Genomic DNA, 24,179 nt, shown 5'->3' with positions numbered 1-24,179 from the left:
AGAGCTGTGTCGACATCTCTCTCCACCTCCGGTTACACCTCCGGCCGGCCCCCCATAGCCGACGCGGGGCCCCAGGCCCTCTGCGCGCGCGAGCCGCGGGTGCCCGCCGAGCGGCTGGTGGCCGAGATGGTCCCGCCGCCGCGCTTCGACTCGGTGCGCTTCGACACGTACAACCCGGACCCGACCCAGCCCAGCCAGGCCGAGGCCGTCACCGTGCTGAGCGGTTTCGCCGCCGGTCTCGGCGGCGCGCACGCCAGCGGCGCCGGCAAGAAGCGCTGGTTCGCGAAGAAGCCGGCGGCCCCCACCGGGCCCCGCGGGGTCTACCTCGACGGCGGCTACGGCGTCGGCAAGACCCACCTGCTGGCCTCCCTGTGGCACGCCACCCCGGCCGAGCCCGCGCTCAAGGCCTTCGGCACCTTCGTGGAGCTCACCAACCTGGTCGGCGCGCTCGGCTTCCAGCAGACCGTGCAGACCCTGGGCGGACACCGGCTGCTGTGCATCGACGAGTTCGAGCTGGACGACCCGGGCGACACCGTCCTGGTGTCCTCCCTGCTCAGCCGCCTCGTCGAGCAGGGTGTGGCGCTGGCCGCCACCTCCAACACACTGCCCGGCAAGCTCGGCGAGGGCCGCTTCGCCGCCGCCGACTTCCTGCGCGAGATCCAGGGGCTGTCGGCGCACTTCCGGCCGCTGCGGATCGACGGCCAGGACTACCGCCACCGCGGTCTGCCCGAGGCCCCGGCGCCCTTCTCCGACGAGCAGGTCACCAAGGCGGCGTACGCGACCGAGGGCGCGAGCCTGGACGACTTCCCCGGCCTGCTCGAACACCTGGCCAGGGTGCACCCCAGCCGCTACGGCGCGCTGACCGACGGCCTCACGGCCGTCTGCCTGACCGGCGTCGGCCCGGTGCCGGACCAGTCGACGGCGCTGCGGCTGGTGGTCCTGGCCGACCGCCTGTACGACCGCGAGATCCCGGTGCTGGCCTCCGGTGTCCCCTTCGACAAGTTGTTCAGTGAGGACATGCTGAACGGCGGCTATCGGAAGAAGTACTTCCGCGCCATATCGCGGCTCACCGCCCTGGCGCGCGACGCGAAGCCCCTGGTCTCCCAGTAGGTTTGGGGACGCCGGGCTCTTTCGGGAGCCCGGCCGTTTCCCACATCTTCGAAGGGATCACCATGGCCACCACGCGTACCGCGCACACCGTCTGGGAAGGCAACCTGCTCAAGGGCGCCGGCACGGTCAGCCTCGACTCCTCGGGCCGGGGCTCGTTCGAGGTCTCCTGGCCCTCGCGCGCCGAGGCCGCGAACGGCAAGACCAGCCCGGAAGAGCTGATCGCCGCCGCGCACTCCAGCTGCTACTCGATGGCCCTCTCGCACGGCCTGGACGGCGCCGGCACCCCGCCCACCCGCCTGGAGACGAAGGCCGATGTGACCTTCCAGCCGGGCGAGGGCATCACCGGCATCCACCTGACGGTCCGCGCCGAGGTCCCCGGGCTGGACGCGGAGGGCTTCGCCGCCGCCGCCGAGGACGCCAAGAAGAACTGCCCGGTCAGCCAGGCCCTGACCGGTACGACGATCACCCTGAGCGCGGAGCTCGTCTGATCGTCCCGCTCCGGCGGGGGTGCGGGCCGCACGCGGCGGCCCGCACCCCCGTCAGGCGGTCGCCAGCTGCGGGATCAGGCGCAGCGCGTTGCCGTGGTAGATCCCCCGCAGCTGCTCCGGCGTGAAGGCCGGGTCGGCTTCCAGGGCGGGCAGCGCCAGGTCCGTGACCGTGTCGGCGGGGGCGGCGGGCCAGTCCGTGCCGAAGAGGATGTGGTCGGCCGGGACGTGCTCCAGCAGGGTCGCGGCGGGCGCCATGGGGCCTGCCGTGTCGTAGTAGAAGCGGCTCAGGTGGTCACGGACGGCGGCCGGCTCGACGCGCGGTTCGCAGAACCGCCCGAGGGCCTGCAGGCGCGTGGCGATGTACGGCAGGAAGCCACCGGCGTGCGGCAGGACGACGGAGATGTCCGGGAAGCGGTCCAGCGTCCTCCTGCTGATCATGTTCACGGCGGCGCGTGTCGTGTCCAGCAGGAAGTCGCACATGAAGTTCGGGATGCCCGGGACCGTCGACCCACCGGGCGGACCCGACGCACCGGGCCCGGACGGCGGGCCGGACGCACCGGGCGGGCCGGACATCGGACCGGACGGCGGACCCGACGCACGGGGCGGACCGGACGGCGGGCCGGACCCGGTGGGCGGACCGCACGGGCCGTCCGGAAGGTTGTGGGGGTGGGTGTCCACCACGGCGGAGAAGTCGTTCAGCTCGTGGAACAGCCGGTCGTAGGCGGGATCGCCGAGGTAGACGCCCCCGTAGTTGGCCGTCACGTTCACCCCGACGGCCCCGAGCTGCCCGAGCCCACGGCGTACGGCCCAGGAAGAGGCCTCCGCGTCGTCCAGGAAGAGCGGCACGTAGTACGAGAACCGTCCCGGATGGGACTGCGCCACCTCGATCATCGACTGCAGCGTGATGTTGACGGCTTCGCGCAGCTGCGCCGACGACCGGTAGCGCGCCGGCAGCATCGGCTTGAGGACGGCGGTCGTGATGCCCACGTCGTCCATGAAGCGGATCGCCGCCTCGGTGTCGAGCCGGGACCACGGGGGCAAGCGGTCCGGGTTGATCAGTTCGTGGTGCGCGGCCCAGTCGCGCCACTGCGGCGCGCAGAAGTGATGATGCATGTCGATCTTCGGTTGGACCGCGCGTGCCGCGTCCGTGCCCGGCGCGGAGGAACCCCGCGCGACCTGGATGACCTCGCTGGTGCCCACCGCGGCGATGCGCAGTTCGTCCGCCGGCGTCCCCAGGAGGCGCAGCGCGGAGGTACTCATGGAATCCGTCATGCCGATCCACCGCCCGTCGGGTCTGGGTTACCTACCGGAGGCCACGGACGCGAGGGACGCCTCGCCCGGGTCCGCGTCGGGTCGGACGGGGGCCGACTCCCGCTCCCGCGCCGGCTCCAGCACGAGCCGGAGGTGTTCGAGGCCCCGGAACGCCGGCACCGGCCCCTTGAGCCACGCCTTCCCGGTCTCCCGCGCGTCGGCGAGCTCCATGTCCGGGAACTCCCGCAGGAGGGTGGCGAGCGCGATCTCGAGTTCGAGCCGTGCCAGCGGCGCCCCCAGGCAGTAGTGGGTGCCGTGCCCGAAGCCCAGGTGCGTGCCCTGCAGGCCCTCGCGGGTCACGTCCAGCTCGTCGGGGAGGTCGAACTTCTCGGGGTCCCGGTTGGCCGAGGAGATCGCGATCTGCACGAGGGATCCCTCGGGGATCCGCGTACCCCGGATCTCGGCGTCCTGCGTCGCGTACCGGAAGGTCGAGGTCTCCACCGAGCCCTCGAAGCGCAGCATCTCCTCGACCGCCCGCGGGACGAGCGTGGGGTCCTCGCGCAGCAGGGCCGCCTGATCGGGGCGCAGCAGCAGGTTGAGGACGGAGTTGCCGATCTGGTAGGCGGTGGTCTTGTGGCCGGCGAAGAACAGCACCCACAGCGACGCGACCAGTTCGGGATCCTCCAGCTGTTCCTCCCCTTGGAGGAGGTCGCTGAGGAAGGAGTCCGACGGGTGCGCGCGCGTGTCCGCGATGAGCCGCTCCAACCGGTGCTGCAGGCGCTCCTCGGCCGCCTTCAACTCGGCCTTCCTGCTGGGGTCGAAGCGGGAGCGGGTCACCACCGCGAACTGCTCCAGGATCTCCGGGCGGTCCTCCTGCGGGATGCCCATCAGTTCGCACAGGACCGCGACGGGCAGCGGGAACGCGAACGAGGTCATGAGGTCGACCGTGCCCGCCGCTCGGCACTCGCGGAGGATCTGCTCGGCGATCTCGGTGATCCTCGGACGCATCTGCTCCACCCGTCGGGGGGTGAAGGCGCTCCGCAGGACGCGGCGCAGCCGAGTGTGCCGGGGCGGGTCGGAGAAGAGCACGTTGTCGTCGAGGGCGTCGAAGAAGCTGCCGTACACCGCGTGGTAGGTGTCGATGGCGCCGTGCATGTTCTTGCTGAACCGGGGGTCCGACAGCGCCTCGCGGGCGTCGTCGTGACGGGTGATGAGGTACGTGTCGATCCCGTGGGGAGGGGTCAGCCGGCACACCGGATCCCGCTCGCGCAGGGCGGCGTACATCGGATGGGGGCACTGCCGGTACTCCGGCGCGCCCCTGGACACGGCCGACACGATCTCGTGCAGCTCTCCGCCGCCGTCCGGTGCCGCATCCTGCTGCGCCATGGTCCGTACCCTCCGTCGCACTCGCCTGCTGGGGACAACACCGGTTCCCCGCGCGGGTACGTCGCGAAACGACGCCGTTCCCGTTCGAGTGAGCCGGCGGCGGCGGGTGCCGGGTCGGGTCGGGGTACGGGTCCGGGCGACCGTCAGCCGATCGGCGGTCGCCCGTCCGGGCCGAATCTGTGGCGGGCGCGGCGACCCGGGGAAGGGCTGCAGGTGCCCCAGCCAGCCCGTCACAAGGAGCCCGCGCATGGCCCGTAGTCTCGCCCTGGCCCTCACGGCAGCCGCCTCGCTCACCCTGGCGGCCGCCGCCGCTCCGCTCGCCGCCGCCGCTCCGCTCGCCGCCGCGGACCCGGGCCCCGGCCGGGCCCAGGGCGACCGGGCCCTCACGTACGCGGCGACCGCCAGGTATCAGGTCCACGCCAACGCCGTGGCGGACGGCTACAAGCCCGACCAGTACTGCGTCGTCGACAAGGCGGGTCCGGGCGCGCTCGGTTACCCGCACTTCAACCACAAGTACGACAACTCCCTCGACCCGAGGAAGCCCGCCGCGCTGTTCTACGAGGACGACGGGCGCGGCGGCAAACGGCTCGTGGCGGTCCAGTGGCTGCTCTACGACCGCGACCAGAAGCTGACGACGGACGACGACCGCCCCAGCATGTTCGGCATCCCCTTCAAGGGCCCCAAGGCCGGCAACTTCCCCGGTCAGCCCGTGCACTACGCCTTGCACATGTGGCTGTGGAAGAAGAACCCCGACGGCCTGTTCGAGACCTTCAACCGGGCGGTGACCTGCCTTCCGGGCACCACCCGCCCCAAGCCGTCGCTCTGATGCCGCGCCGGGAGCCGCCGATGTCCCTGTCCCGACGCAGCCTGCTCGCCGCGGGTGGGATCGCCTTCAGCGGTGCCCTCGGCGCCCTGTTCGCCGGTGGCGGCTCCCGGGCCGTCGCCGCCCGGGCCCCGCGGCCCCGGGCCCCCGGCAGCGGCCGGGGGTACGGGCCGCTGGTCGCCGATCCGCGCGGGCTGCTCGACCTGCCCGCGGGGTTCACGTACCGGGTGCTGTCCCGGGCCGGCGATCCGCTGCGCTCCGGCGAGGGCCCCGTACCCGCCAACTGCGACGGCATGGCGGCCTTCGGGGCCGACGGCGGCCGTGTACGCCTCGTCCGCAACCACGAGAACCGCACCACCGCCGCCCTGCGCGTCCCCGCGGTCCGGGGGCTGACCTACGATCCCGAGGCCCTCGGCGGCTGCACCGCCCTGGAGCTGGACGCGGCCGGGCGGGTCACCGGCGAGCGGGTCGCCCTCGCGGGCACCGCCGTCAACTGCGCGGGCGGCCGCACCCCCTGGAACACCTGGCTGAGCTGCGAGGAGACCGAGGACCGCGCGGGCACCTCCGGCTACACCCGCGACCACGGCTACGTCTTCGAGGTCGACCCGGCCGACCCGCACCGCTCGGGCGCGGTCCCGCTCACCGCGATGGGCCGCTTCGCGCACGAGGCCGTCGCCGTGGACCCGTACCGCGGGGTCGTCTACGAGACCGAGGACGCCTTCGTCCGGCCGTTCGGGCTGTTCTACCGGTTCCTGCCGGAGCGGCCGCTGGGCGGGCTCGGCTCGCTGCGCGCCGGGGGCCGACTGGAGGCCCTGCGGGTGCCGGGGCTCGCGGACCTGGCGGTGGTGGACGAGCCCGGGGCGGAGTTCCCGGTGGAGTGGGTGCCCGTACCCGACCCGTCGGCGGCCGGGACGCCGATCCGGCTCCAGGACTTCGGGCCCGGCGGGATCACCCACGCGCAGAAGCTGGAGGGCTGCTACTGGGGCGACGGCGGGGTGCACTTCGTGTCCAGCTTCGCGCGCAGCGGCGAGGGCGCGGCCGCCGACCACCACGGGCAGGTGTGGTTCCACGACCCGCGGCGCTCCACGATCCGCCTGGACGTGCGCTTCGGCCCGGCCGCCGACATCGCGCTGCCCGGGGACTCCCCCGACAACATCTGCCTGGCCCCGGACGGCGGACTGATGGTGTGCGAGGACGGCGGCGGCGCGCAGTACGTCTTCGGGGTGACGGAGGGCGGTGAGGTCTACCCGATGGCCCGCAACGCCGAGGACATCGGAGGCCCCGGGGCCCCGGAGTGGGGGGAGTTCGCCGGGGTCACCTTCTCCCCCGACGGGCGGACGATGTTCGTGAACGCCTACGCGCCGGGGACGACGTTCGCGGTGACGGGGCCCTGGCACTGATCTCGCGCTCCCGTTCGGTCTGCTGGAAGATCGGACGGAACCGACGGGATTGGGGTGGTCAGCGATGGCCGGGAAGCAGAACGAGAAGCGGAAATCGGCGAAGTCGTCCGAGAAGCGGCTGGAGAAGCCGGCCAAGCGGGCGAAGCAGGAGAAGCAGGAGACGCGGGAGAAGTCCGCCGAGCCCGCGAAGAGCGCGAAGAACACCAAGCCGACGAAGGACGCCGAGCCCGGGAAATCGGAGAAGTCCGGGAAGTCCGGGAAGCGGTCCGCCGCCGAGGGCTTCGGGGCCCGCCCGCTGCGGGAGCTGCTGCGCGTCACCCCGGGCGAGCGGCCGGACCTCGGCGGCATCGACCCCTCCGCGACCCCCGGCGGCCCCGTCGACAAGGCGGCCGGAGTGGCCGCCACCGCTCTGCTGGCGCAGCCGCTCGGCTCCCTCCAGGAGCGGCTGTACGCGGCGAGCACCGCCGGCGACCGCCGCCGGGTGCTGCTGATCCTCCAAGGCATGGACACCAGCGGCAAGGGCGGCACCCTCAAGCACGTGATCGGCCTGTTCAACCCTTCCGGCTGCCGGATCAAGGCCTTCAAGGCACCCACCGAGGAAGAGCTGGGCCACCCCTTCCTGTGGCGGATCAAGCAGGAGCTCCCCCGGCCGGGCGAGATCGGCATCTTCGACCGTTCCCACTACGAGGACGTGCTCATCGCCCGGGTCCGCGAGCTGGTGCCGCGCAACCGGGTACGCGCCCGGTACGCCCAGATCAACCGGTTCGAGAAGGCCCTCGCGGACGACGGCGTGAGCGTGGTGAAGGTCTTCCTGCACATCGGCTACGAGGAGCAGCGGGCCCGGCTCCTGCAGCGGCTGGACAACCCGGACAAGCACTGGAAGTTCAACGTGGGCGACATCGAGGAGCGCACCGTGTGGCCCGCGTACCAGGAGGCGTACGAGGTGGCGCTGGAGCGCTGCTCCACCGACGAGGCGCCCTGGTACGTGGTGCCCGCGGACCGCAAGTGGTACCGCAACTGGGCGATCAGCACACTGCTGCGGGAGCACCTGGAGGACATCGATCCGCAGTATCCGAAGGGGGAGTTCGATGTCGAGGAGTGCCGCAGGAGGCTGCTGGCGAGCTGAGTTCCGCCCGACCGCCTGTCGTTCATTCTTCTGATCAGTTAGTCATATATTTTACGTACGTGACCAATTCCGTACGCAAAGTAGCTGCCGCAGCTGCCACAGCGGTGCTCGGCGCCGCGCTCGCGGGATGCGGGGGCGGCGCCGGCGCGCCGGACGCCGGCCGCGAGGCCCGTATGGGCACCCCCGCCGCCTCGGCCTCCGCCTCCACCTCGGCGTCCGCCGCCGGAGCGCCCGCCGCGTCCCCGCAGGCCGGTGCACCCGCCAAGCCCCCGACCATGGCGCCCGGCCCGAACGGCTTGACCCCCGTCTTCGAACGGGCGAAGCAGCGGACGGACAAGACCGTGGCGCTGACCTTCGACGCCGACATGACCTCCGATCAGGGGCCGCGCGCCGCGGACGGGGAGCACTTCGACAACCCCGCGCTGATCTCGACCCTGCGCACCCTCAAGGTGCCGTCGACGATCTTCATGACGGGCCGCTGGGCCGAGGAGTACCCGGACCAGGCCAAGTCGATCGGCACCGACCCGAACTTCGAGATCGCGAACCACTCGTACAGCCACCATGCCTTCACGTCCCCCTGCTACGGGCTGCCGGCACTCGACGGCGCGGCCGCCCGCGCCGATGTCGACCGGGCCTTCGCCGCCTTCAAGCAGGCGGGCGCCGTCAACACCGTCCCGTACTTCCGCTTCCCCGGCGGCTGCTACGACGACCAGGCGCTGCGAGCCCTGTCCACGGCCAAGGTCACGGCCGTCCAGTGGGACGTGGTCAGCGGGGACGCCTTCGCAAAGGACCCGGTCGCCGTCGCCGAGCAGGTGCTCGACGGCGTGAAGCCCGGCTCGGTGGTGGTCATGCACTGCACGCGCAGCGCGGCCCCGGTCACGGAGGAGGCCGTCCGCCGGATCGTCCCGGAACTACGCAAGCGCGGCTACCGGTTCGTGAAGGTCTCCGAACTGATCGGCAAGTAGCAGGGACGCACCCTCGGGCCTAGCCCGAGCAGGCGGTGCGCTGGGCCTCCTGCCACTCGCACACGGGGCAGAGCACCACGCCCGGGGTGGCGACCCCGTACTCGGTGGGCTTGCCGCACTGCAGGCAGTCCGCGTAGGGCGGTCCCGCCACCCGGCCGTCCGGGACGGGTGCGGCGGGTGCGGGGCAGTACGACGGGGTCTCGTCCGACCGGTCCATGCGGACGAGCCTACCGGTCGACGGCTCTCGGCCACGTGGTGCGCGAGTACTGGTAGGAAACTTTCCTTCCTGTTAGTGTCCCGGGCGGCGGCTTGGCGCGGTGCCCACCCCCACGGGCATGACGCGCTCAGTGAGAGCTCTGACCCGGCCGCCGTGGCGCCGCCCCCGCGCGTCCGCGGGCGGGTGCGGCGTCCCGCGCCAGTGTCCAGCTCTCGCCGCCCCTCAAGGCAGGGAGTTCCAGGTATGCGCCTGAACGCCTCCGCTCAACCCCCTCTGTTACGCGGCAGACTCCGCACCCTCCTCCTCACCGGCCTCACCGGCCTCGCCGCACTCACGCTCGTCGGCGGGCTCCTCCTGGCCTGGCCCGGCCGGGCCGGGGCCGCCGCCGACCCCCTCATATCCCGCGGGAAGCCCGCCACCGCCTCCTCCACCGAGTCCTCCTCGCTGGGCGCCAGGAACGCCTTCGACGGCGACCCCGCCACCCGCTGGGCCAGCGCCGAGGGCAAGGACCCGCAGTGGATCCGGGTCGACCTCGGCGCCGGGGCCACCGTCTCGCGGGTCCGGCTCACCTGGGAGGCCGCCTACGCCAAGGCGTACCGCGTCGAGGTCTCCGCCGACGGCGCCGCCTGGACCCCGATCGCCGTCGAGAGCGCCGGCAACGGCGGCGTCGACGACTGGACCGGTCTGTCCGGCAAGGGCCGCTACCTGCGGGTCCAGGGCACCGCGCGCGGCACCTCGTACGGCTACTCGCTCTTCGAGGCCGAGGTGTACGGAACCGTCGGGGACGGGCCGCCGCCGGGCGGCTCCTTCACGGTCGTCGCGGCGGGCGACATCGCCGCGCAGTGCACGGCGTCCGACAGCGGCTGCGCGCACCCGAAGACGGCCGCGCTCGCGCAGCGCATCGACCCGAAGTTCTATCTGACGATGGGCGACAACCAGTACGACGACGCCCGGCTGTCCGACTACCGCGCCTACTACGACAAGAGCTGGGGCGCCTTCAAGGCCAAGACCCGCCCGGTCCCCGGCAACCACGAGACGTACGACCCGGCCGGCCCGCTCGCCGGGTACAAGTCGTACTTCGGCAGCATCGCCTACCCGCAGGGCAAGAGCTACTACAGCTTCGACGAGGGCAACTGGCACTTCGTCGCCCTCGACTCCAACTCCTTCGACAAGGCAGCCCAGATCGACTGGCTGAAGGCCGACCTCGCCTCCAACACCAGGCCGTGCGTGGCCGCCTACTGGCACCACCCGCTGTACTCCTCCGGCGGACACGGCAACGACCCCGTCTCCAAACCGGTCTGGAAGATCCTCTACGCCGCCAAGGCCGACCTGGTCCTGAACGGGCACGACCACCACTACGAACGGTTCGCCCCGCAGGACCCCGAGGGCCGGGCGACGGCCGACGGGATCGTGGAGATCGTCGGCGGGATGGGCGGCGCCGAGCCCTATCCGATCGAGGAGGTCCAGCCCAACAGCCAGAAGCGGATCAGCGGACCGTACGGCGTGGTGAAGCTGGACTTCACCGACTCCGGCTACGGATGGACCTACGTGGCCACCGACGGCCAGGTCAAGGACACGAGCCCGAAGTACAGCTGCCACTGATGTACCTGGCCGCCAACGGCCGCCCGGACGCGCCGCCCCGACCCCCAGGGGTCCGGCGGCGCGTCCCCGCCGCCGTCCTCGCGCTCGGCACGGTCAGTCTCGTCACCGACATCTCATCCGAGATGGTCACGGCGGTGCTGCCCCTCTACCTCGTCCTGGGCCTGGGCCTGACCCCCCTCCAGTTCGGCTTCCTGGACGGGATGTTCAACGGGGCCACGGCCCTCGTACGGCTGCTCGGCGGGCGGCTCGCCGACCGGGGCGGCCACCACAAGCGGGTCGCCGGGGCCGGCTACCTGCTCTCCGCACTCTCCCGGCTCGGGCTGCTGCTCGCAGGCGGCGCCACCGCCGGGATCGCCGCCGCGCTCGCCGCCGACCGGCTGGGCAAGGGCGTCCGAACCGCCCCGCGCGACGCCCTCATCTCGCTCAGCGGGCCCCCCGAGAGCCTCGGCCGTTCCTTCGGCGTGCACCGCGCCATGGACACCACGGGCGCCCTGCTGGGGCCTCTCGCCGCGTTCGCCGTGCTGTGGGCGACCGCCGACGCCTACGACGCGGTGTTCGCCGTCAGTTTCTCCATCGGCCTGCTCGGCGTGCTGCTGCTCGTCGCGTACGTCCCGGCGGCGCCCGGACCGGCGGCGCCCGGGCCTGCCCCGGCCCCGGCTCCCCCGCCGCGGCGTCCCGTCCTGCGCGACCCCGTGTTCCGCCGGGTGCTGTACGCCTCGGCCCTGCTCGGCGCCACCACCATCGGCGACGCCTTCCTCTACCTGCTGCTCCTGCGCGAACTCGACCTGCCGCCCGCCCTGTTCACACTGCTGCCGCTCGGGGCCGCCGCCGTCTACCTGCTGCTCGCCGTCCCCGCGGGCCGGCTCGCCGACCGGACCGGCCGCCGGACGGCCTTCCTGCTCGGGCACTGCGCCCTGCTCGGCGCCTACGCCCTGCTGCTCGCCCCCGTCCGCGTGCCGACCGTCGTGGGGGTGCTCGCCCTGCTGGGGATCTTCTACGCGGCCACCGACGGGGTGCTGATGGCGCTCGCCGCTCCCGCGCTGCCCGCGGCCGGCCGGGCGGGCGGGCTCGCGGTCCTGCAGACCGGCCAGGCGCTGGCCCGGCTGCTGGGCGCCGCCGGCTTCGGGGCGGCGTGGACCCTCTGGGGGCAGCGGCCCGCCCTCTGGGCCGCGGCCCTCGCGCTGGCCGGGGCGCTCGCGGCCGCCTCTCGGATCCTGCCCGCCGCTCCGGCCGCGCCCGCCGCTCCCCAGGAGGTCCCGTGAATCCCCCGTCCCGCCGGCTGCGCCTGGCCTTGGTCGTCACCGCGGTGCTGCTGCTGGCGGGCGGCTCGCTGGGCTACGTCCTGCACGCGCGGCACCGCGAACGGCCGCCCGCACAGCAGGCCGACGCCTCGTTCGGCGCCCTGGAGCCGGGCCTCTACTTCCGGGACACGGCCGGCGGGCGGATCGCGCGCCAAGGCGGCCCGGGCCTCCCGCGGGTGACCGGCGGCCCGTCCTGCGACCGCTTCCACACCGCCGGGGGCCATGCCCTGTGCCTGCGCAAGCTGCCGGGGGTGCCGGCGCGTACGGAGGCCCTCGTACTCGACCGACGCCTGCGGGAGGTCCGCAAGGTGACCGTGCCCGGCATCCCGAACCGGGCCCGCGTCTCGGCCTCGGGCCAGATCCTGTCCTGGACCACCTTCACGACCGGCGACTCCTACAACACGGCCGCGTTCTCCACCCGGACGGCGATCCTGGACCTGCGCACCGGCTATCTGGTCAAGTCGATCGAGCAGATCCCGCTGACCCTCGACGGGGCCCGGCACCACGACTCCGACGTCAACTACTGGGGCGTGACCTTCGCCGCCGACGACAACCGCTTCTACGCCACCGTCTCCACCCGGGGCGCCACCCACCTCGTCGAGGGCGATCTGCGCGCCTGGTCGGCGAAGGCGCTGCGGGAGAACGCCGAATGCCCCTCCCTGTCACCGGACGGCGCCCGCGTCGCCTTCAAGAAGAAGGTCTCCGACGATCCCCGGGCACCGTGGCGGTTGTACGTCCTCGACCTGGCGACGATGCGCGAACACCCACTGGCCGAGCCGCACAGCGTCGACGACCAGGCCGCGTGGCTGGACGACGCGACCCTCGCCTACGCCCTACCGGGCCAGGACGGCCGCGCGAGCGACATCTGGTCCACCCCGGCGGACGGCACGGGCGAACCCGCCCTCCTCGTCCCGGGCGGCTCCTCCCCCGCCGACGTGGACTGAGGGGTGCCGCGCCGCTTGTCGGCACGACACCCCTCGCAGTCCTGGCCTTACCTCATGACGGGGGTGTTCGGGAGGAGCGAGAACCCGCTGCCGCACGCCGCCACGATGTTCGACGGCGTGAACGCCGTGCTGCTGGTGGTACACACGGCCTCATGCTGTGCCCCGTTCTCGGTCAGCAGCGTGACGACGAGGCGACCCACCGCAGCCTCGGTGACCGAGGTCGCGGTGCCGATGACGCACGTCGGCGCGCCGGCGAGAGCACCGAGGTTGATCCACACGCCCGGGGTCCGGCTGTCGTTGAGGAACGAGTTCCCCTGCGCGTCGCTCGCGACGCGGAAGACCACGCCGCTCAAGGCGACGAAGTCCGGAGCGGCAGAGCTGACGTCGCGTGCGCCGCACTTCTTGCCCGCCACCATGGAACTACTGGGATCCATGGTGCTTCCCGGGCCGTCGTCGGCGACCGCGGACGGGGCCATGAGCGTCCCGAGCAGGACCGCTCCCGATACGGCCGACATGCCCCGCGCAGCCCAAGCCAGCTTCTTCATGTGCTTCCTTTCCTGGAGGGGAGGCCCTCCGTCGTACACACGGAGCGGCCACATCTACGGGAACGGACATCCCCGCCCACGAACGGACATTCACCGAAAGTTACATATCATCACTCTTCGGAGTCGCGAGAGGCCTCGAATGGCGGCCGCCTGCCTAGCTCCGCCGCGCGGCGACCAGGCAGGCCGCCGCGCCCGCCCCGGCGGCCAGCAGGAGCGCGCCCGCCAGGGCCGTGAGCGGTAGGGGTACCGGCCCCGAGCGGCCCGCCGTGACCAGGGCGGACACCGCGCCGCGGGCCGGCGAGACCGCGAGGATCAGGGCGAGCAGGGAGCCGAGGGTCGCCGCGAGAATCCCGTGGCCCCGGCGTCGGACCAGGGGCCGGCTGCACAGGGCTCCCACGGCCGCGCCGGTCAGCGCGCAGGCCGCCACCGCGAGGGCCCCGGCGAGGGCGGCCCGGCCGGGGTCCGTGCCGGACCGGTCGCCGGTCAGCAGGGCCACGGCGGCGGCCGCGGCTCCGGCGAGCAGCGCCCCGGTCGACGCGGTGAGCAGGGCCGCCGCGTGGACACGTACGGGACCGGCGGCGGCCGCCGTGCAGGCGCGGGCCGCGTCGGGTTCGACGCTCACGCAGATCCGGACCAGCCATGCGGCGGCCGGGACCAGACCGGCGGCCACGAGCCCGAGGGAGTCCGCCACCGGGTCGCCGGGCCGGATGCCGACGGCCACGAGGGCGGCGTAGGCGATCAGGGGCGCGAGCCAGCGCTGGGAGCGCAGCAGCAGGGCGCCTTGGTAGCGGAGCAGGGCGGTCACGGGAGTTCCTCCACGGCGCGGATGTGCCAGGGCGGCCGGGCGGTGAGCAGGTCGTACAGGACCACGTCGGAGCGTTCGGCGTCGACGGTGAGCAGCACTCCGCCGCCGGGTGCCGGCGAAGCGGGGAGGTCCGGTGGCGGTGCGCATCCGGGCGGGCCGACGGCGTGGATCCGCACCCGGGGCCCGGCCGCCGCCGACACCGCTACGAGCGCCCCGCCTTCGAGCCGGTGGTGGGCGACGGCCGCGCCCGCGAGACGCCGGGGGTCGTGGTCGACGAACACCACCGTCCCTCCGGCGGCGGTGCGTTCGAGGACGGCCCGGTCCAGTTCCGCCCGGGCGGACGCGTCGAGACCGGTCCACGCCTCGTCGAGAACGAGCAGCCCCGGCTCCGCGAGCAGGGCCTGTGCGACGGCGACCTTCTGGCTGCTGCCCTTGGACAGCTCGGCCATCGGGGTGCGGGCGTACGCGGCGGCGCCGAACCGCTCCAGCCCGTCGGCGGCGCGGCGCGCCGCCTCGGCGCTCGGGAGGCCGTGCACCCGCCCCAGGTGGGTCAGGTAGTCGGCGGCCGTGAGCGGCAGCGCCGCCGGGAAGCGTTCGGGTACGTAGCCGGTGCGCGGCGGGCGGCCGGCGACCCGCCCCTCGGTCGGGGCCTCGATCCCGGCGACGAGCCGCAGCAGGGTGGACTTGCCGCCGCCGTTGCCACCTTCGACGCGGACGAGGGCGCCGCGCGGGAGTTCGAGTGTGATCCCGCGCAGCACCCAGGGCCGGCGCCGTCCGTAGCGGCGGCCCACGGCCGTCAGGTTCAATGCGCGGTCGCCGTCTCGACGGCCTCGCTCGGGCGGACGATGACGAAGCCCTCGCCGCTCAGCTTCAGCTGGACGGCCTCGCCGGAGCCGCCCCGGATCATCGAGCCGACCGACTGGGAGCGGTGCAGGCCGGTCTCCAGCTGGGCGCTCCAGCCGACCACCGCGTCCGTGTCCACGTGGACGGGTGCCTGGGCGGTGACCGGGATGATGATCGGGTGGCCGTCGCAGACGACGGCGAGCTTGCCGGTGCCGGTGAAGAGGCTGTTGAAGAGTCCGCCGCCGGTCATGCCGGCGCCCTTCACCATCTTGATCTCGTAGGACAGGGTCGGGTCGAAGCAGAGCACGTTGCGGCCGTTGATGGTGAGGGCGTCACCCGGCTCGAAGTCGATGATGAAGCAGTTGCCCGCCCGGTGCGCGAACCAGGCCTCGCCCTGGCCTCGTACGGACATGAGCGCGAGGCCCTCGCCCGTCACGGCGCGCTTGAGCATGCCGCCTATGCCCTGTCCCTTGCGCTCGAACTGGAGGTTGCCGCGGAAGGCGACCATCGAGCCCTGGCGGGCCAGCATCTCACCGTTGACGGTGTACTTCACGGACTTGGCGTTCTGCAGGGTCATGCCCGGGGCGACGGCGGGCCGGGCGAGGTTCTCGGACGCGAAAAGATCACTCTTCATGGCTTCGATCCTCACCCGGGCCGACCACCCGGGGCATCAGCCTGAAGGCGGAGGCCGGCATCCTTGGCGGGATGAGCAGCCAGCACACCGACGACATCTCCGGCCGCCCCGCGGTCGGGGCGGACAGCCCCTTCCGCCAGGAGCACGTACTGCGCGACGAGGCACCGCAGTTCGTGCTGCCGCTGGTGGTGCGGATCGAGAAGGCCGAACCGCCCGCCCGGACGGACGCCCTGGAGACGGCGGCGCGCGCCGTACTGGTCCTGCTCACCGACGAGCGGGCGCACGGCGAGGGCGAATGGGCCCAGGCCGTCCGCGACTGGCAGGACGCCCGGATCCGCAAGGTGGTCCGGCGGGCGCGCGGGGCGGAGTGGCGCAAGGCCGAGACCCTGCCGGGCGTCACGGTGGCGGGGGACGGCGCGCTGGTGCGGGTCTTCCCGCCGGTGCCCCTCGACGGGTGGCCCAAGGAGCTGGCCAAGCTCCAGGTGTCGGGCACCGATCTGGACGACCCGGAGCCGGTCGCCGCCACCGTGGAGCAGGGGCTGCCGGTGCTGTGGCTCAACCCCGGCCTCGACATGTCGGCCGGCAAGGCCATGGCCCAGGTCGGGCACGCGGCGCAGCTGGCGTGGTGGGAGCTGACCGGGGCGGAGCGGGCCGCCTGGCAGGACTCCGGTTTCCGGCTGGCGGTACGGACGGCCCCGCGCGAGCGGTGGGCCGAGCTGAGCGGGAGCGGGCTGCCGGTGGTCCGGGACGCCGGGTTCACCGAGATCGCACCGGGCAGCGCGACGGTGGTCGCCGACCATCCGGCGCTGCGGGCCCGGCCCTGAGGGGCGAACTCCGAGGGGTGGGCTCCGCCGGGTCGAGCTCCGCGGGGCGGGCTCCGACGAGGTTCCCCGGCCGGTGGGAACCTCAAATGTTCCTCTGAACGTCCCCTCCAGCGATTGGCGCGACTCCGTCGGGGCCATGACACCGGCACACGGTACGACGAGAGGGGGCGAGGGGACATGAAGCCCATGGCACACCTGGGGGTGGGCATCGGCTGGCGGCCGGAGATCGCGGACGCCGTCGAGCGGCTTTCCGGCCTGGACTGGGTCGAGGTGGTGGCCGAGAACGTATGTCCGGGCCACCTGCCCGAGTCCCTGCTGCGACTGCGCGAGCGGGGCACGCGCGTGGTGCCGCACGGGGTCTCGCTCGGCCTCGGCGGCGCGGACCGCCCCGATGCGGCGAAGCTGGCGGCGCTCGGCGAGCGGGCGGTGGCGCTGGGGGCGCCGCTCGTCACCGAGCACATCGCCTTCGTACGGACCTCCTCGCCGGTGCTGGAGGCAGGGCATCTGCTGCCGGTACCGCGCACCCGCGACGCGCTGGACGTGCTGTGCGAGAACGTGCGGATCGCGCAGGACGCCCTGCCGGTCCCCCTCGCCCTGGAGAACATCGCCGCGTTGTTCGCGTGGCCGGGCGAGGAGCTGACGGAAGGGCAGTTCCTCACGGAGCTGGTCGAGCGGACCGGTGTCCGGCTGCTCATCGACGTGGCCAACCTGCACACCAACCGGGTCAACCGGGGCGAGGACCCGGCCGTCGTGCTGGACGCCATCCCGCTGGAGGCACTGGCGTACGTGCACGTGGCGGGCGGGATCGAGCGGGCCGGCGTCTGGCACGACACCCACGCGCACCCGGTCCCGCCGGTGGTCCTCGACCTGCTGGCCGAGCTGCGCTCGCGGGTGGAGCCGGCGGGCGTCCTGCTGGAGCGGGACGACGACTTCCCCTCGGAGGCCGAGCTCGCGGGCGAGCTGGCCGCGATCCGCGCCGTGGTGACGGCCGGACCGGCCGCGCCCGCGGCCCCGATCACCGCCGGGTCCGCGGACGCGGCGCGCACCGAGCCGGACCCGATCGCCGAGCCGGACCCGGTCGCGGAGCTGGATCCGGTCGCGGAGTCGGGCCCCGTCGCGGAGTCGACCCGGACCCGGGTGGCGCTCGTCCAGGCCGCGCTGCTGTCGGCGCTGGTGGCCGGCACCCCCGTACCCGAGGGCTTCGACCGCCGGCGCATCCGGGTGCAGGCCCGGGCCCTGGCCGCCAAGCGGGCCGACGTGGTCGCGAAGGTGGCTCCCGAGCTGCCCGTGATCCTGGGCGGCCCGGACCCGTACCGTGAGGCCTTCCTCTCCTACGCCAAGGACCGCCCGATGACCTCCGGATACCGTCGGGACGCGCTGGACTTCGCCGAGGACCTGCTGATCCGGGACCTGCCGGCCGATCCGGCCGCCCGGCGTCGGCTCACCCTCTGGTGGCGGGACCGGGCCGGGGCCAAACCGCCCCGCCGGATCGTGCGCTGGGCCCGGACGCTGTCGGGGAGAGCCGCATGAACCTCCTCGCCGTGGCGATCTGGATCGCCGTCTTCCTCTCCTCCGTCCTGCTGATGGTCAGGCTTCGCGGCGCCCGGTCCGCGCCCGCGGGACCCCCGCCCGTGCTGCACGACCTGTCCGAGGCCGCCTTCCTGGTGGGCGGCCCCGGCACCGTCGTGGACGCCGCGCTCGTCTCCATGCTCGGCGACGGCCGGCTGGTGGCCGGCGGCCCGGGCATCGTCCAGGTACGCCCCGGGGCACGGGCCGTCGACCCCGCCGAGCGGGCCGTCCTCCAGGCCCACCGGGCGGCGCCTTCGGGATGGCTCTACCAGGTGCGCTACGGCGCCATGTGCGACCCGGCCGTGCAGGAGATCGGGGGCGCGCTGGCCGACCGCGGGCTGATCACCCCGCCCGGATCCGGGCTGCGCCGCGTGCGCCGCCACGGGCTGATCCAGGCCGTGGTGTGCGCGCTGCTGCTGTTCCCGGTGTCGCTGGTGCTGACCGTCGTGGCGCTCGCCCTCGATTCCGGTTCCGGGGTTCCGTTCATCGGGAAGGTGGCGGTCGTCCTGGTGGGCGGCATCGTGGTCGGCCTGGTCTGCGCGGCCCGTGCCAAGAGCCGGGTCACCAAGGCCGGGGCGCGGGCGCTGCGCGCGATCCGCTCCGCCCACCTGAACGACCGGGCCCCGCACGTGCAGACGGCGCTGTTCGGGCTCCGGGGTCTGCGGGACCCGTATCTGCGGCAGCAGTTGGTGCCCGCGGTGCGCGGCACCCGGCTGGCCGCGGCCCAGTCGCACACCCGCTCCACCCGCTCCCACAGCACGGACAGCTCCTCTCAGTGGTCGGGGGCCGAGGTGCTGCCGATCGTCTGGTGCGCCGGGAGCGACGGTGGTGGTGGCGGTTCCAGTTGCGGCAGTGGTTCGGGCTGCGGGTCCTCGGGCGGCGGCTCCGGCTGCGGTGGTTCGTCCGGCTCCGGCTGCGGCGGCTCGTCCGGTTCCAGCTGCGGCAGTTCCTCCAGCTCCAGTTGCGGCAGTTCGTCGAGTTGCGGCAGTTCGTCCAGTTCCAGCTGCGGCAGCAGTTCCTGACCGCCGGGCGTACGGCAACCGGGGTCGGAATCCGCGGCAACGGGGCCATCGGCGCCGACACCCGCCGGTGATCCTTTACAAGGACGGCGCCCCGACCTCTCATCTGTTCATCGGAGGAGAGGAAGGGGCCGCCATGCGGACGGGACTCGCGGGTCGGGCGGCGGCCGGGGCGGCGCTCTCCGTCCTTCTCTGCGTTCCGGCCCATGCCGCGCGGCCGAGCCCGCCCGGCCCCACCGGCGATACCGACGGGACGGCCACCGAGGCCGCCGCGGGCGCCGCCCTCGTCGCCCGCCGCGCGGCGGCCCGGGCCACGGCCGAAGGCAGCGGCGGCCTCGACTTCCGCCGCTGCCCCGACGCCGAGGAACTGCCCGCCCCGGTCCGGTGCGCGACCCTGCGCGTCCCGCTCGACTACGCCCGCCCCGACGGTCCGCAGATCTCCCTCACCGTCAGCAAGGTCGCCGCGACCGGCGCCCGCGGCGCCGTCCGTCAGGGCGCGCTCGTCCACAACCCGGGCGGCCCCGGAGCCTCCGGCATGTACTTCCCGCTGCTCGCCGACCTCCCCGGTTGGGAGCGGATCGCCGCCGCCTACGACCTGGTCGGCTACGCCCCGCGCGGCGTGGGCCGCTCCGCCCCGCTCTCCTGCCAGGACCCCGCCCGGGGGGCCAAGGGTCCCACCCAGGTCCCGGCCGACCCCTCGCCCGTGTACAAGACGCAGCGTCTGGCGGCCGCCCGGGCCTACGCCCGCGGCTGCGCGCGGCGGGCCGGCGCGGCCCTGCCGCACTACACGACGCTCAACAACGCCCGCGATCTGGACGTCCTGCGGGCCGCGCTCGGTGAGCGGAAGCTGAGTTTCATGGGCGCCTCGTACGGCACCTACCTCGGCGCCGTCTACGCCACCCTGCATCCGGGGCGCGTAGGACGGATGGTCCTGGACTCGGCGGTCGACCCCGACCCGCGCCGCGTCTGGTACCGCAACAACCTCGACCAGTCGGCCGGCTTCGAGCGCCGCTGGTACGACTTCCGCGCCTGGGCGGCCCGGCACCACGCCACGTACGGCCTCGGCGCCACCCCGGCGGCGGTGCAGGCGAGCTATGCGCGCGTGCGGGACGCGGTGGCCCGTACTCCGGCGGGCGGGGTCGTCGGCACCGGCGAACTGCGGGCCGCCTACCTCCAGGCCGTGTACTACGACGACGTGTGGCCGGACCGGGCGGCGGCCCTCGCGGCCTTCCTGCGCGGCGATCCCGCGCGACTGACCGCCCAGGCAGCCCCGGACCCCCGGACGGCGGCCGAGGCGGAGAACGCGACGGCGGTGTACACGGCGGTGTTGTGCAACGACGCCTCCTGGCCCGCGGACTGGGAGACCTGGGACCGCGACCACACCGAGCTGGCGCGCGAAGCCCCGTTCGAGACCTGGGCCAATGCCTTCCTGAACCTCCCGTGCGCCTCCTGGCCGGTACGGGAGCGGCAGCGGCCGGTGGCGGTCGGGGCGCAGCCGGAGCGGCTGCCCGGGACCCTGGTGGTCGCGGCGGAGCGGGACGGGGCGACGCCGTACCCGGGCGCGCTGGAACTGCAGCGGCGGCTCGGCGCGGGGGCTTCGCTGGTGACGGAGACGGGGGCCGGCTCCCACGGAGTGGTCGGCGGCCGCAACGGCTGCGTCGACCGTCACGTGGAGCGGTATCTGCTGACGGGCGCCACCCCCGGGTGGCGTGTCACGTGTGCGCCGCATCCGGAGCCCGCACCGGTGTCGCTGGACGACCGGGCAGCGAGCACCCACAGGGCACTGCTGCCGCCTGTCGTCTGAACTTCCGGGCGGGATCTCCGGCTGCGTCGTTTCGGGGGCAGGGGCCGTCTTCCGGACCAGCCTCCCGATCCACCGGAGGAACTCACCTGACGGTGTGGTCGTCCTCCGGTCCTTCCCCCCAGGGGAGGTCTCAGGCGAGCCCGGCCACCAGGTCGGCGACGGACTTGCGGCGCCCGGTGTAGAAGGGCACCTCTTCACGGACGTGCATGCGGGCCTCGGAGGCGCGCAGGTGACGCATGAGGTCGACGATGCGGTACAGCTCGTCCGCCTCGAAGGCCAGCAGCCACTCGTAGTCGCCCAGGGAGAAGGAGGCGACGGTGTTGGCGCGCACGTCGGGGTAGCCGCGGGCCATCTTGCCGTGGTCGGCGAGCATGCGGCGGCGGTCCTCGTCGGGCAGCAGGTACCAGTCGTAACTGCGCACGAAGGGGTACACGCTGACGTACTCGCGCGCGACCTCGTCGGCCAGGAAGGCCGGGATGTGCGACTTGTTGAACTCGGCCGGGCGGTGCAGGGCCATGTTCGACCACACCGGCTCCAGGGCGCGGCCCAGCTTGGTGCGGCGGAACAGGTTGTAGGCGGTCTGCAGCTCGTCCGCCGTCTCGGCGTGCCACCAGATCATGACGTCGGCGTCGGCGCGCAGGCCGGAGACGTCGTAGCTGCCGCGGACGGTGATGTCCTTGGCGGCAAGCTGGTCGAACAGCTCCTGGACCTCGTCGGCGTAGCCGGTGCGGTCCTCGGGAAGAACGTCCTTCAGCTTGAAGACGGACCACAGGGTGTAGCGGATGACCTCGTTGAGGTCCTTCGCCTTCTTCCCCGCGTTGGGAATCTTCTCTGGTGCAGTCATGTGCCTATTGTCCCGTGCGCTGATCAGTGGTCTGTGCCAGGGGTGCCGTACGCGCGCCGAGCGCGGCGATCACCGCGTCCACGGCCTTGCCGGCGCTCGCGACGCAGGCCGGGATGCCCACGCCGTCGTAGACCGCGCCGCACACCGCGAGGCCCGGCAGGGCCGCGACGGCGCTGCGGATCCGGGCGACCCGGTCGAGGTGGCCGACCGGGTACTGGGGCAGTCCGCCCTCCCAGCGGGTGACGGTGGAGGCGATCGGCCGGGCCGCGAGGCCCACGGCCTCGCCGAGGTCGGCGAGGGACACGTCGACGAGCTCGCCGTCCTCGCGCGACAGGTCCTTCTCGTCCGCGTGCCGGCCGACCGAGGTGCGCAGAAGGAAGAGGTCGGGATCCGTCCCGGCCCAGGCCCACTTGTTGCTGGAGAAGGTGGAGGCCTTGATGGTCCGGCCGTCGACGGGCGGTACGAGGAATCCGCTGGCGCCGCCGTCGGAGACGGACTCCGGCAGGTCGGAGCGGCGGAACGCCATGGTGATGAGGGCCATCGAGGCGTACTCGACCCCGCGCAGTTCGGCGGCGGCGGCCGGGGCGAGCCCGTCCAGCAGCCGTGCGGCGGCCCCGGCCGGCGTGGCCAGGATCACGGCGTCGGCGTCGACGACCTCGGCGCCGGCCACCACCCGCCAGCCCTCGGCCGTACGGACGACCTCGCTGACGGGGGTGTCGGTGACGAGCCGGGCCCCCGCGGCGCGGCAGGCCTCGGCGACGGCGATCGGGAGCCGTCCGATCCCGCCGTCGATGCCGGCGAAGACCGGGCCGGCCTGCTGGGGCGAGGCCTGCGCCCGGCGCTGCAACGCGCGGACGCCGTCGCCCAGGAGGGCGTGCGTACGGGCGACCTCGAAGAGCTGGGGCACGGCGGCCCGCATGGAGATGCGATAGGCGTCGCCCGCGTAGACCCCGCCGAGCAGCGGTTCCACCAGCCGGTCGACGACCTCGTGGCCGAGGCGGGCCGCGACGTACTCGCCGACGGCGACGTCGTCGCCGATCTCGGTGGGCGGCAGCGTCCGCTCGGCCTCGATACGGGCCAGTCCCTCGGCGGAGAGCACCCCGGAGGCGGCGAGCGGTCCCAGGTCGCCGGGGACGCCCATGACATGGCCGCGCGGCATCGGCCGCAGCGCGCCGCGGGTCCACAGGTGGGCGGTGGCGGTGGCGGGCGGCTGCACGGCGTCGGCCAGGCCCACGGCCTCGGCGAGGGCCACGGCCTCGGGGCGGCGGGCGAGCATGGATTCGGCGCCGAGGTCCACGGGGGCGCCGGCGAGCTCACCGGAGTACAGCTTGCCGCCGAGCCGCGGTCCGGCTTCCAGCAGGGTGACGCGGACGCCTTCGGCGAGCAGCCGGTGGGCTGCCGCGAGGCCCGCGATACCGCCGCCGATGACGACGGCGTGGCCCGGGGAGCCGGCGGACCGGGGTGAGCCGCCCGGCCGATCCGTACGCATGTCCGCTTCGTGCATGGACACATCGTCTCAGACCGATCTCCGAGGCCGGACCGTGACCTCATCGGGATCACCCCGGGACCGTGGATTCGAAACCCGCGACGGGACTCTGGACGTCGAACCGGCAACACCAGCCGATCCTCGGGGGTTCACAGCGATGCGTAGCTTCGACAGACACCGTTCCGCGGCGGCCCTGGCCGCCCTCTCGCTGGTCGGGGCGCTCGCCCTCACCGGCTGCGGGGCGAGCGGCCAGGGCTCCGCGAACGACAAGGCCGCGGTGGCGCCCGCCGCCGACGGCAAGGCTCCGGAGGGCGCCGCGGCGGCCCCGGCGCCGGCGGGGTCCGCGGGCGCCGCGGGCTCCTCCACCGACACCGGTAAGAACGACCGGCCGCCGGTCGCGGTCCGCCCGAACGTCATCCGCACGGCGACGCTCGGCATCGAGACGGCGGACGTCCAGAAGACGCTCGCCGCGGCCCGCACGGCCGCCGACGACGCGGGCGGCTACGTCGGCAACGAGTCCACCAAGCGCGGCGAGAACGGCCGGATGACCTCGACGCTGACCCTGCGGGTGCCGGGCGAGCGCTACGACGCCGTGCTCGGCGCCATGGAGGGCAGCGGGAAGCTCCTGCACCGCAAGGTCGACGCGCAGGACGTCACGGAGAAGGTCGCCGACATCGGCAGCCGTGTCGCCTCGCAGCAGGCCAGCGTGGCGCGGGTGCGGGAGATGATGGGCAAGGCCTCGGCGCTGAGCGAGGTGGTGATGCTGGAGAGCGAGCTGTCGCGCCGTCAGTCCGACCTGGAGTCGTTGCTCGCGCAGCAGACGGCGCTGAAGGACCGGACCTCGCTGGGCACGATCACGCTGGAGGTCTCGGAGCCGGTCGCGAAGCCGGAGCCGGAGAAGAAGGAGAAGAAGAAGGAGCCCACCTTCCTGGGGGCGCTGGGCGGGGGCTGGGACGTCTTCACGAAGGTCGTGCGCTATCTGACGGTGGCGGTGGGCGCGGTGCTGCCGTTCGCGCTGACGGCCGCGGTGGTGCTGGTGCTGTTCCGGGTCTACCGGCGGTGGCGTCCGGCGGCGCCGAAGCCGGCCCCGGCGCCGTGGCGGCCGACGGTGCCGGCGGCCCGGAAGGCTCCGGACGCGGAGGCCGACGTACAGGACTGAACGCGCGTTCGGCCGTAGCGTGTTCACCATCCGA

At 73.7% G+C, this 24,179-nt stretch carries 23 protein-coding genes; 14 read left to right on the top strand and 9 right to left on the bottom strand.

All coding sequences use genetic code 11. From position 1 onward, the window contains the following. The first annotated feature begins 54 nt into the window (after window positions 1-54). On the top strand, window positions 55-1,110 hold the full coding sequence (gene zapE / locus OG624_RS30805) for a cell division protein ZapE (RefSeq protein ID WP_371589875.1): 1,056 nt from the start codon (window positions 55-57) through the stop codon (window positions 1,108-1,110). A 62-nt stretch (window positions 1,111-1,172) separates the two neighbouring features. Beyond that, entirely contained in the window at window positions 1,173-1,598 is a 426-nt protein-coding gene (locus OG624_RS30800; RefSeq protein ID WP_030719855.1) for an OsmC family protein, read from the top strand. A 51-nt stretch (window positions 1,599-1,649) separates the two neighbouring features. Here OG624_RS30800 and OG624_RS30795 read toward each other — a convergent pair whose 3' ends face one another. Then, on the bottom strand, window positions 1,650-2,858 hold the full coding sequence (locus OG624_RS30795; RefSeq protein WP_158711782.1) for an amidohydrolase family protein: 1,209 nt from the start codon (window positions 2,856-2,858) through the stop codon (window positions 1,650-1,652). 39 nt (window positions 2,859-2,897) lie between these two features. Then, complete coding sequence (locus tag OG624_RS30790) at window positions 2,898-4,235, bottom strand: cytochrome P450 family protein (RefSeq protein ID WP_078909141.1); 1,338 nt, start codon at window positions 4,233-4,235, stop codon at window positions 2,898-2,900. A gap of 247 nt (window positions 4,236-4,482) precedes the next feature. Between OG624_RS30790 and OG624_RS30785 the strand changes: the two genes are divergently transcribed. From OG624_RS30785 to OG624_RS30770, 4 genes are all read left to right on the top strand, one after another. After that, window positions 4,483-5,061, top strand: a complete 579-nt coding sequence (locus tag OG624_RS30785) for a hypothetical protein (RefSeq protein WP_161296760.1) — start codon at window positions 4,483-4,485, stop codon at window positions 5,059-5,061. Window positions 5,062-5,081: 20 nt separating this feature from the next. Beyond that, complete coding sequence (locus OG624_RS30780; protein WP_352163021.1) at window positions 5,082-6,458, top strand: alkaline phosphatase PhoX; 1,377 nt, start codon at window positions 5,082-5,084, stop codon at window positions 6,456-6,458. A gap of 64 nt (window positions 6,459-6,522) precedes the next feature. Continuing rightward, window positions 6,523-7,584, top strand: coding sequence for a PPK2 family polyphosphate kinase (locus OG624_RS30775; RefSeq protein ID WP_371588682.1), 1,062 nt, complete (start codon window positions 6,523-6,525; stop codon window positions 7,582-7,584). 59 nt (window positions 7,585-7,643) lie between these two features. Next, a complete protein-coding gene (locus OG624_RS30770) occupies window positions 7,644-8,549 on the top strand; it encodes a polysaccharide deacetylase family protein (protein WP_106971331.1) in 906 nt (301 codons plus the stop codon). Between the two features lie 19 nt (window positions 8,550-8,568). On the opposite strand, the gene OG624_RS30765 is transcribed toward OG624_RS30770, so the two are convergent. After that, a complete protein-coding gene (locus OG624_RS30765) occupies window positions 8,569-8,766 on the bottom strand; it encodes a hypothetical protein (protein ID WP_033217723.1) in 198 nt (65 codons plus the stop codon). A gap of 243 nt (window positions 8,767-9,009) precedes the next feature. Between OG624_RS30765 and OG624_RS30760 the strand changes: the two genes are divergently transcribed. The 3 genes from OG624_RS30760 to OG624_RS30750 are packed head-to-tail and all read left to right on the top strand — an operon-like array spanning window position 9,010 to window position 12,613. Continuing rightward, window positions 9,010-10,368, top strand: coding sequence for a discoidin domain-containing protein (locus tag OG624_RS30760; RefSeq protein WP_371640064.1), 1,359 nt, complete (start codon window positions 9,010-9,012; stop codon window positions 10,366-10,368). Then, window positions 10,368-11,630 (top strand): MFS transporter, encoded by a 1,263-nt coding sequence (locus tag OG624_RS30755; RefSeq protein ID WP_352163025.1) that lies wholly within the window; start codon window positions 10,368-10,370, stop codon window positions 11,628-11,630. The genes OG624_RS30760 and OG624_RS30755 overlap by 1 nt, the downstream gene beginning before the upstream one ends. After that, entirely contained in the window at window positions 11,627-12,613 is a 987-nt protein-coding gene (locus tag OG624_RS30750) for a TolB family protein (RefSeq protein WP_371640063.1), read from the top strand. The genes OG624_RS30755 and OG624_RS30750 overlap by 4 nt, the downstream gene beginning before the upstream one ends. Before the next feature lie 47 nt (window positions 12,614-12,660). Here the strand turns inward: OG624_RS30750 and OG624_RS30745 are convergent, their stop codons facing one another. The 4 genes from OG624_RS30745 to OG624_RS30730 all read right to left on the bottom strand — a co-directional run bounded on the left by OG624_RS30745 (window position 12,661) and on the right by OG624_RS30730 (window position 15,440). Further along, window positions 12,661-13,158, bottom strand: coding sequence for a hypothetical protein (locus tag OG624_RS30745; protein ID WP_371588678.1), 498 nt, complete (start codon window positions 13,156-13,158; stop codon window positions 12,661-12,663). Between the two features lie 154 nt (window positions 13,159-13,312). After that, window positions 13,313-13,963, bottom strand: coding sequence for an ABC transporter (locus OG624_RS30740; RefSeq protein WP_371640062.1), 651 nt, complete (start codon window positions 13,961-13,963; stop codon window positions 13,313-13,315). After that, window positions 13,960-14,769 (bottom strand): ATP-binding cassette domain-containing protein, encoded by an 810-nt coding sequence (locus OG624_RS30735; RefSeq protein ID WP_371640061.1) that lies wholly within the window; start codon window positions 14,767-14,769, stop codon window positions 13,960-13,962. Before OG624_RS30735 ends, OG624_RS30740 begins: the two co-directional genes overlap by 4 nt. Next, window positions 14,766-15,440, bottom strand: coding sequence for an AIM24 family protein (locus tag OG624_RS30730; RefSeq protein ID WP_161291988.1), 675 nt, complete (start codon window positions 15,438-15,440; stop codon window positions 14,766-14,768). Before OG624_RS30730 ends, OG624_RS30735 begins: the two co-directional genes overlap by 4 nt. A gap of 71 nt (window positions 15,441-15,511) precedes the next feature. On the opposite strand from OG624_RS30730, the gene OG624_RS30725 reads away from it, so the two are divergent. From OG624_RS30725 to OG624_RS30710, 4 genes are all read left to right on the top strand, one after another. Further along, window positions 15,512-16,264, top strand: a complete 753-nt coding sequence (locus OG624_RS30725; RefSeq protein WP_051763024.1) for an aminoacyl-tRNA hydrolase — start codon at window positions 15,512-15,514, stop codon at window positions 16,262-16,264. Between the two features lie 177 nt (window positions 16,265-16,441). Beyond that, on the top strand, window positions 16,442-17,794 hold the full coding sequence (locus OG624_RS30720; RefSeq protein ID WP_078909139.1) for a DUF692 domain-containing protein: 1,353 nt from the start codon (window positions 16,442-16,444) through the stop codon (window positions 17,792-17,794). Beyond that, entirely contained in the window at window positions 17,791-18,855 is a 1,065-nt protein-coding gene (locus OG624_RS30715) for a TIGR04222 domain-containing membrane protein (RefSeq protein WP_371640060.1), read from the top strand. The genes OG624_RS30720 and OG624_RS30715 overlap by 4 nt, the downstream gene beginning before the upstream one ends. A gap of 133 nt (window positions 18,856-18,988) precedes the next feature. Next, a complete protein-coding gene (locus tag OG624_RS30710) occupies window positions 18,989-20,656 on the top strand; it encodes an alpha/beta hydrolase (protein ID WP_371640059.1) in 1,668 nt (555 codons plus the stop codon). A gap of 130 nt (window positions 20,657-20,786) precedes the next feature. Here the strand turns inward: OG624_RS30710 and hemQ are convergent, their stop codons facing one another. Next, window positions 20,787-21,500, bottom strand: coding sequence for a hydrogen peroxide-dependent heme synthase (gene hemQ / locus OG624_RS30705; RefSeq protein WP_030719802.1), 714 nt, complete (start codon window positions 21,498-21,500; stop codon window positions 20,787-20,789). A gap of 4 nt (window positions 21,501-21,504) precedes the next feature. Further along, window positions 21,505-22,989 carry a protoporphyrinogen oxidase gene (gene hemG / locus OG624_RS30700; protein WP_371589874.1) on the bottom strand — a complete coding sequence of 495 codons (1,485 nt, stop codon included), beginning with the start codon at window positions 22,987-22,989 and terminating at the stop codon, window positions 21,505-21,507. Between the two features lie 154 nt (window positions 22,990-23,143). On the opposite strand from hemG, the gene OG624_RS30695 reads away from it, so the two are divergent. Further along, entirely contained in the window at window positions 23,144-24,145 is a 1,002-nt protein-coding gene (locus OG624_RS30695) for a DUF4349 domain-containing protein (protein WP_033217704.1), read from the top strand. Window positions 24,146-24,179: the final 34 nt, after the last annotated feature.

The organism is Streptomyces virginiae (genome assembly GCF_041432505.1).
Classification (GTDB): Bacteria; Actinomycetota; Actinomycetes; order Streptomycetales; family Streptomycetaceae; genus Streptomyces; species Streptomyces virginiae_A.
The sequence above is the reverse complement of the archived record's forward strand: the minus strand, read 5'-3'. Positions and strand labels throughout refer to the sequence as shown.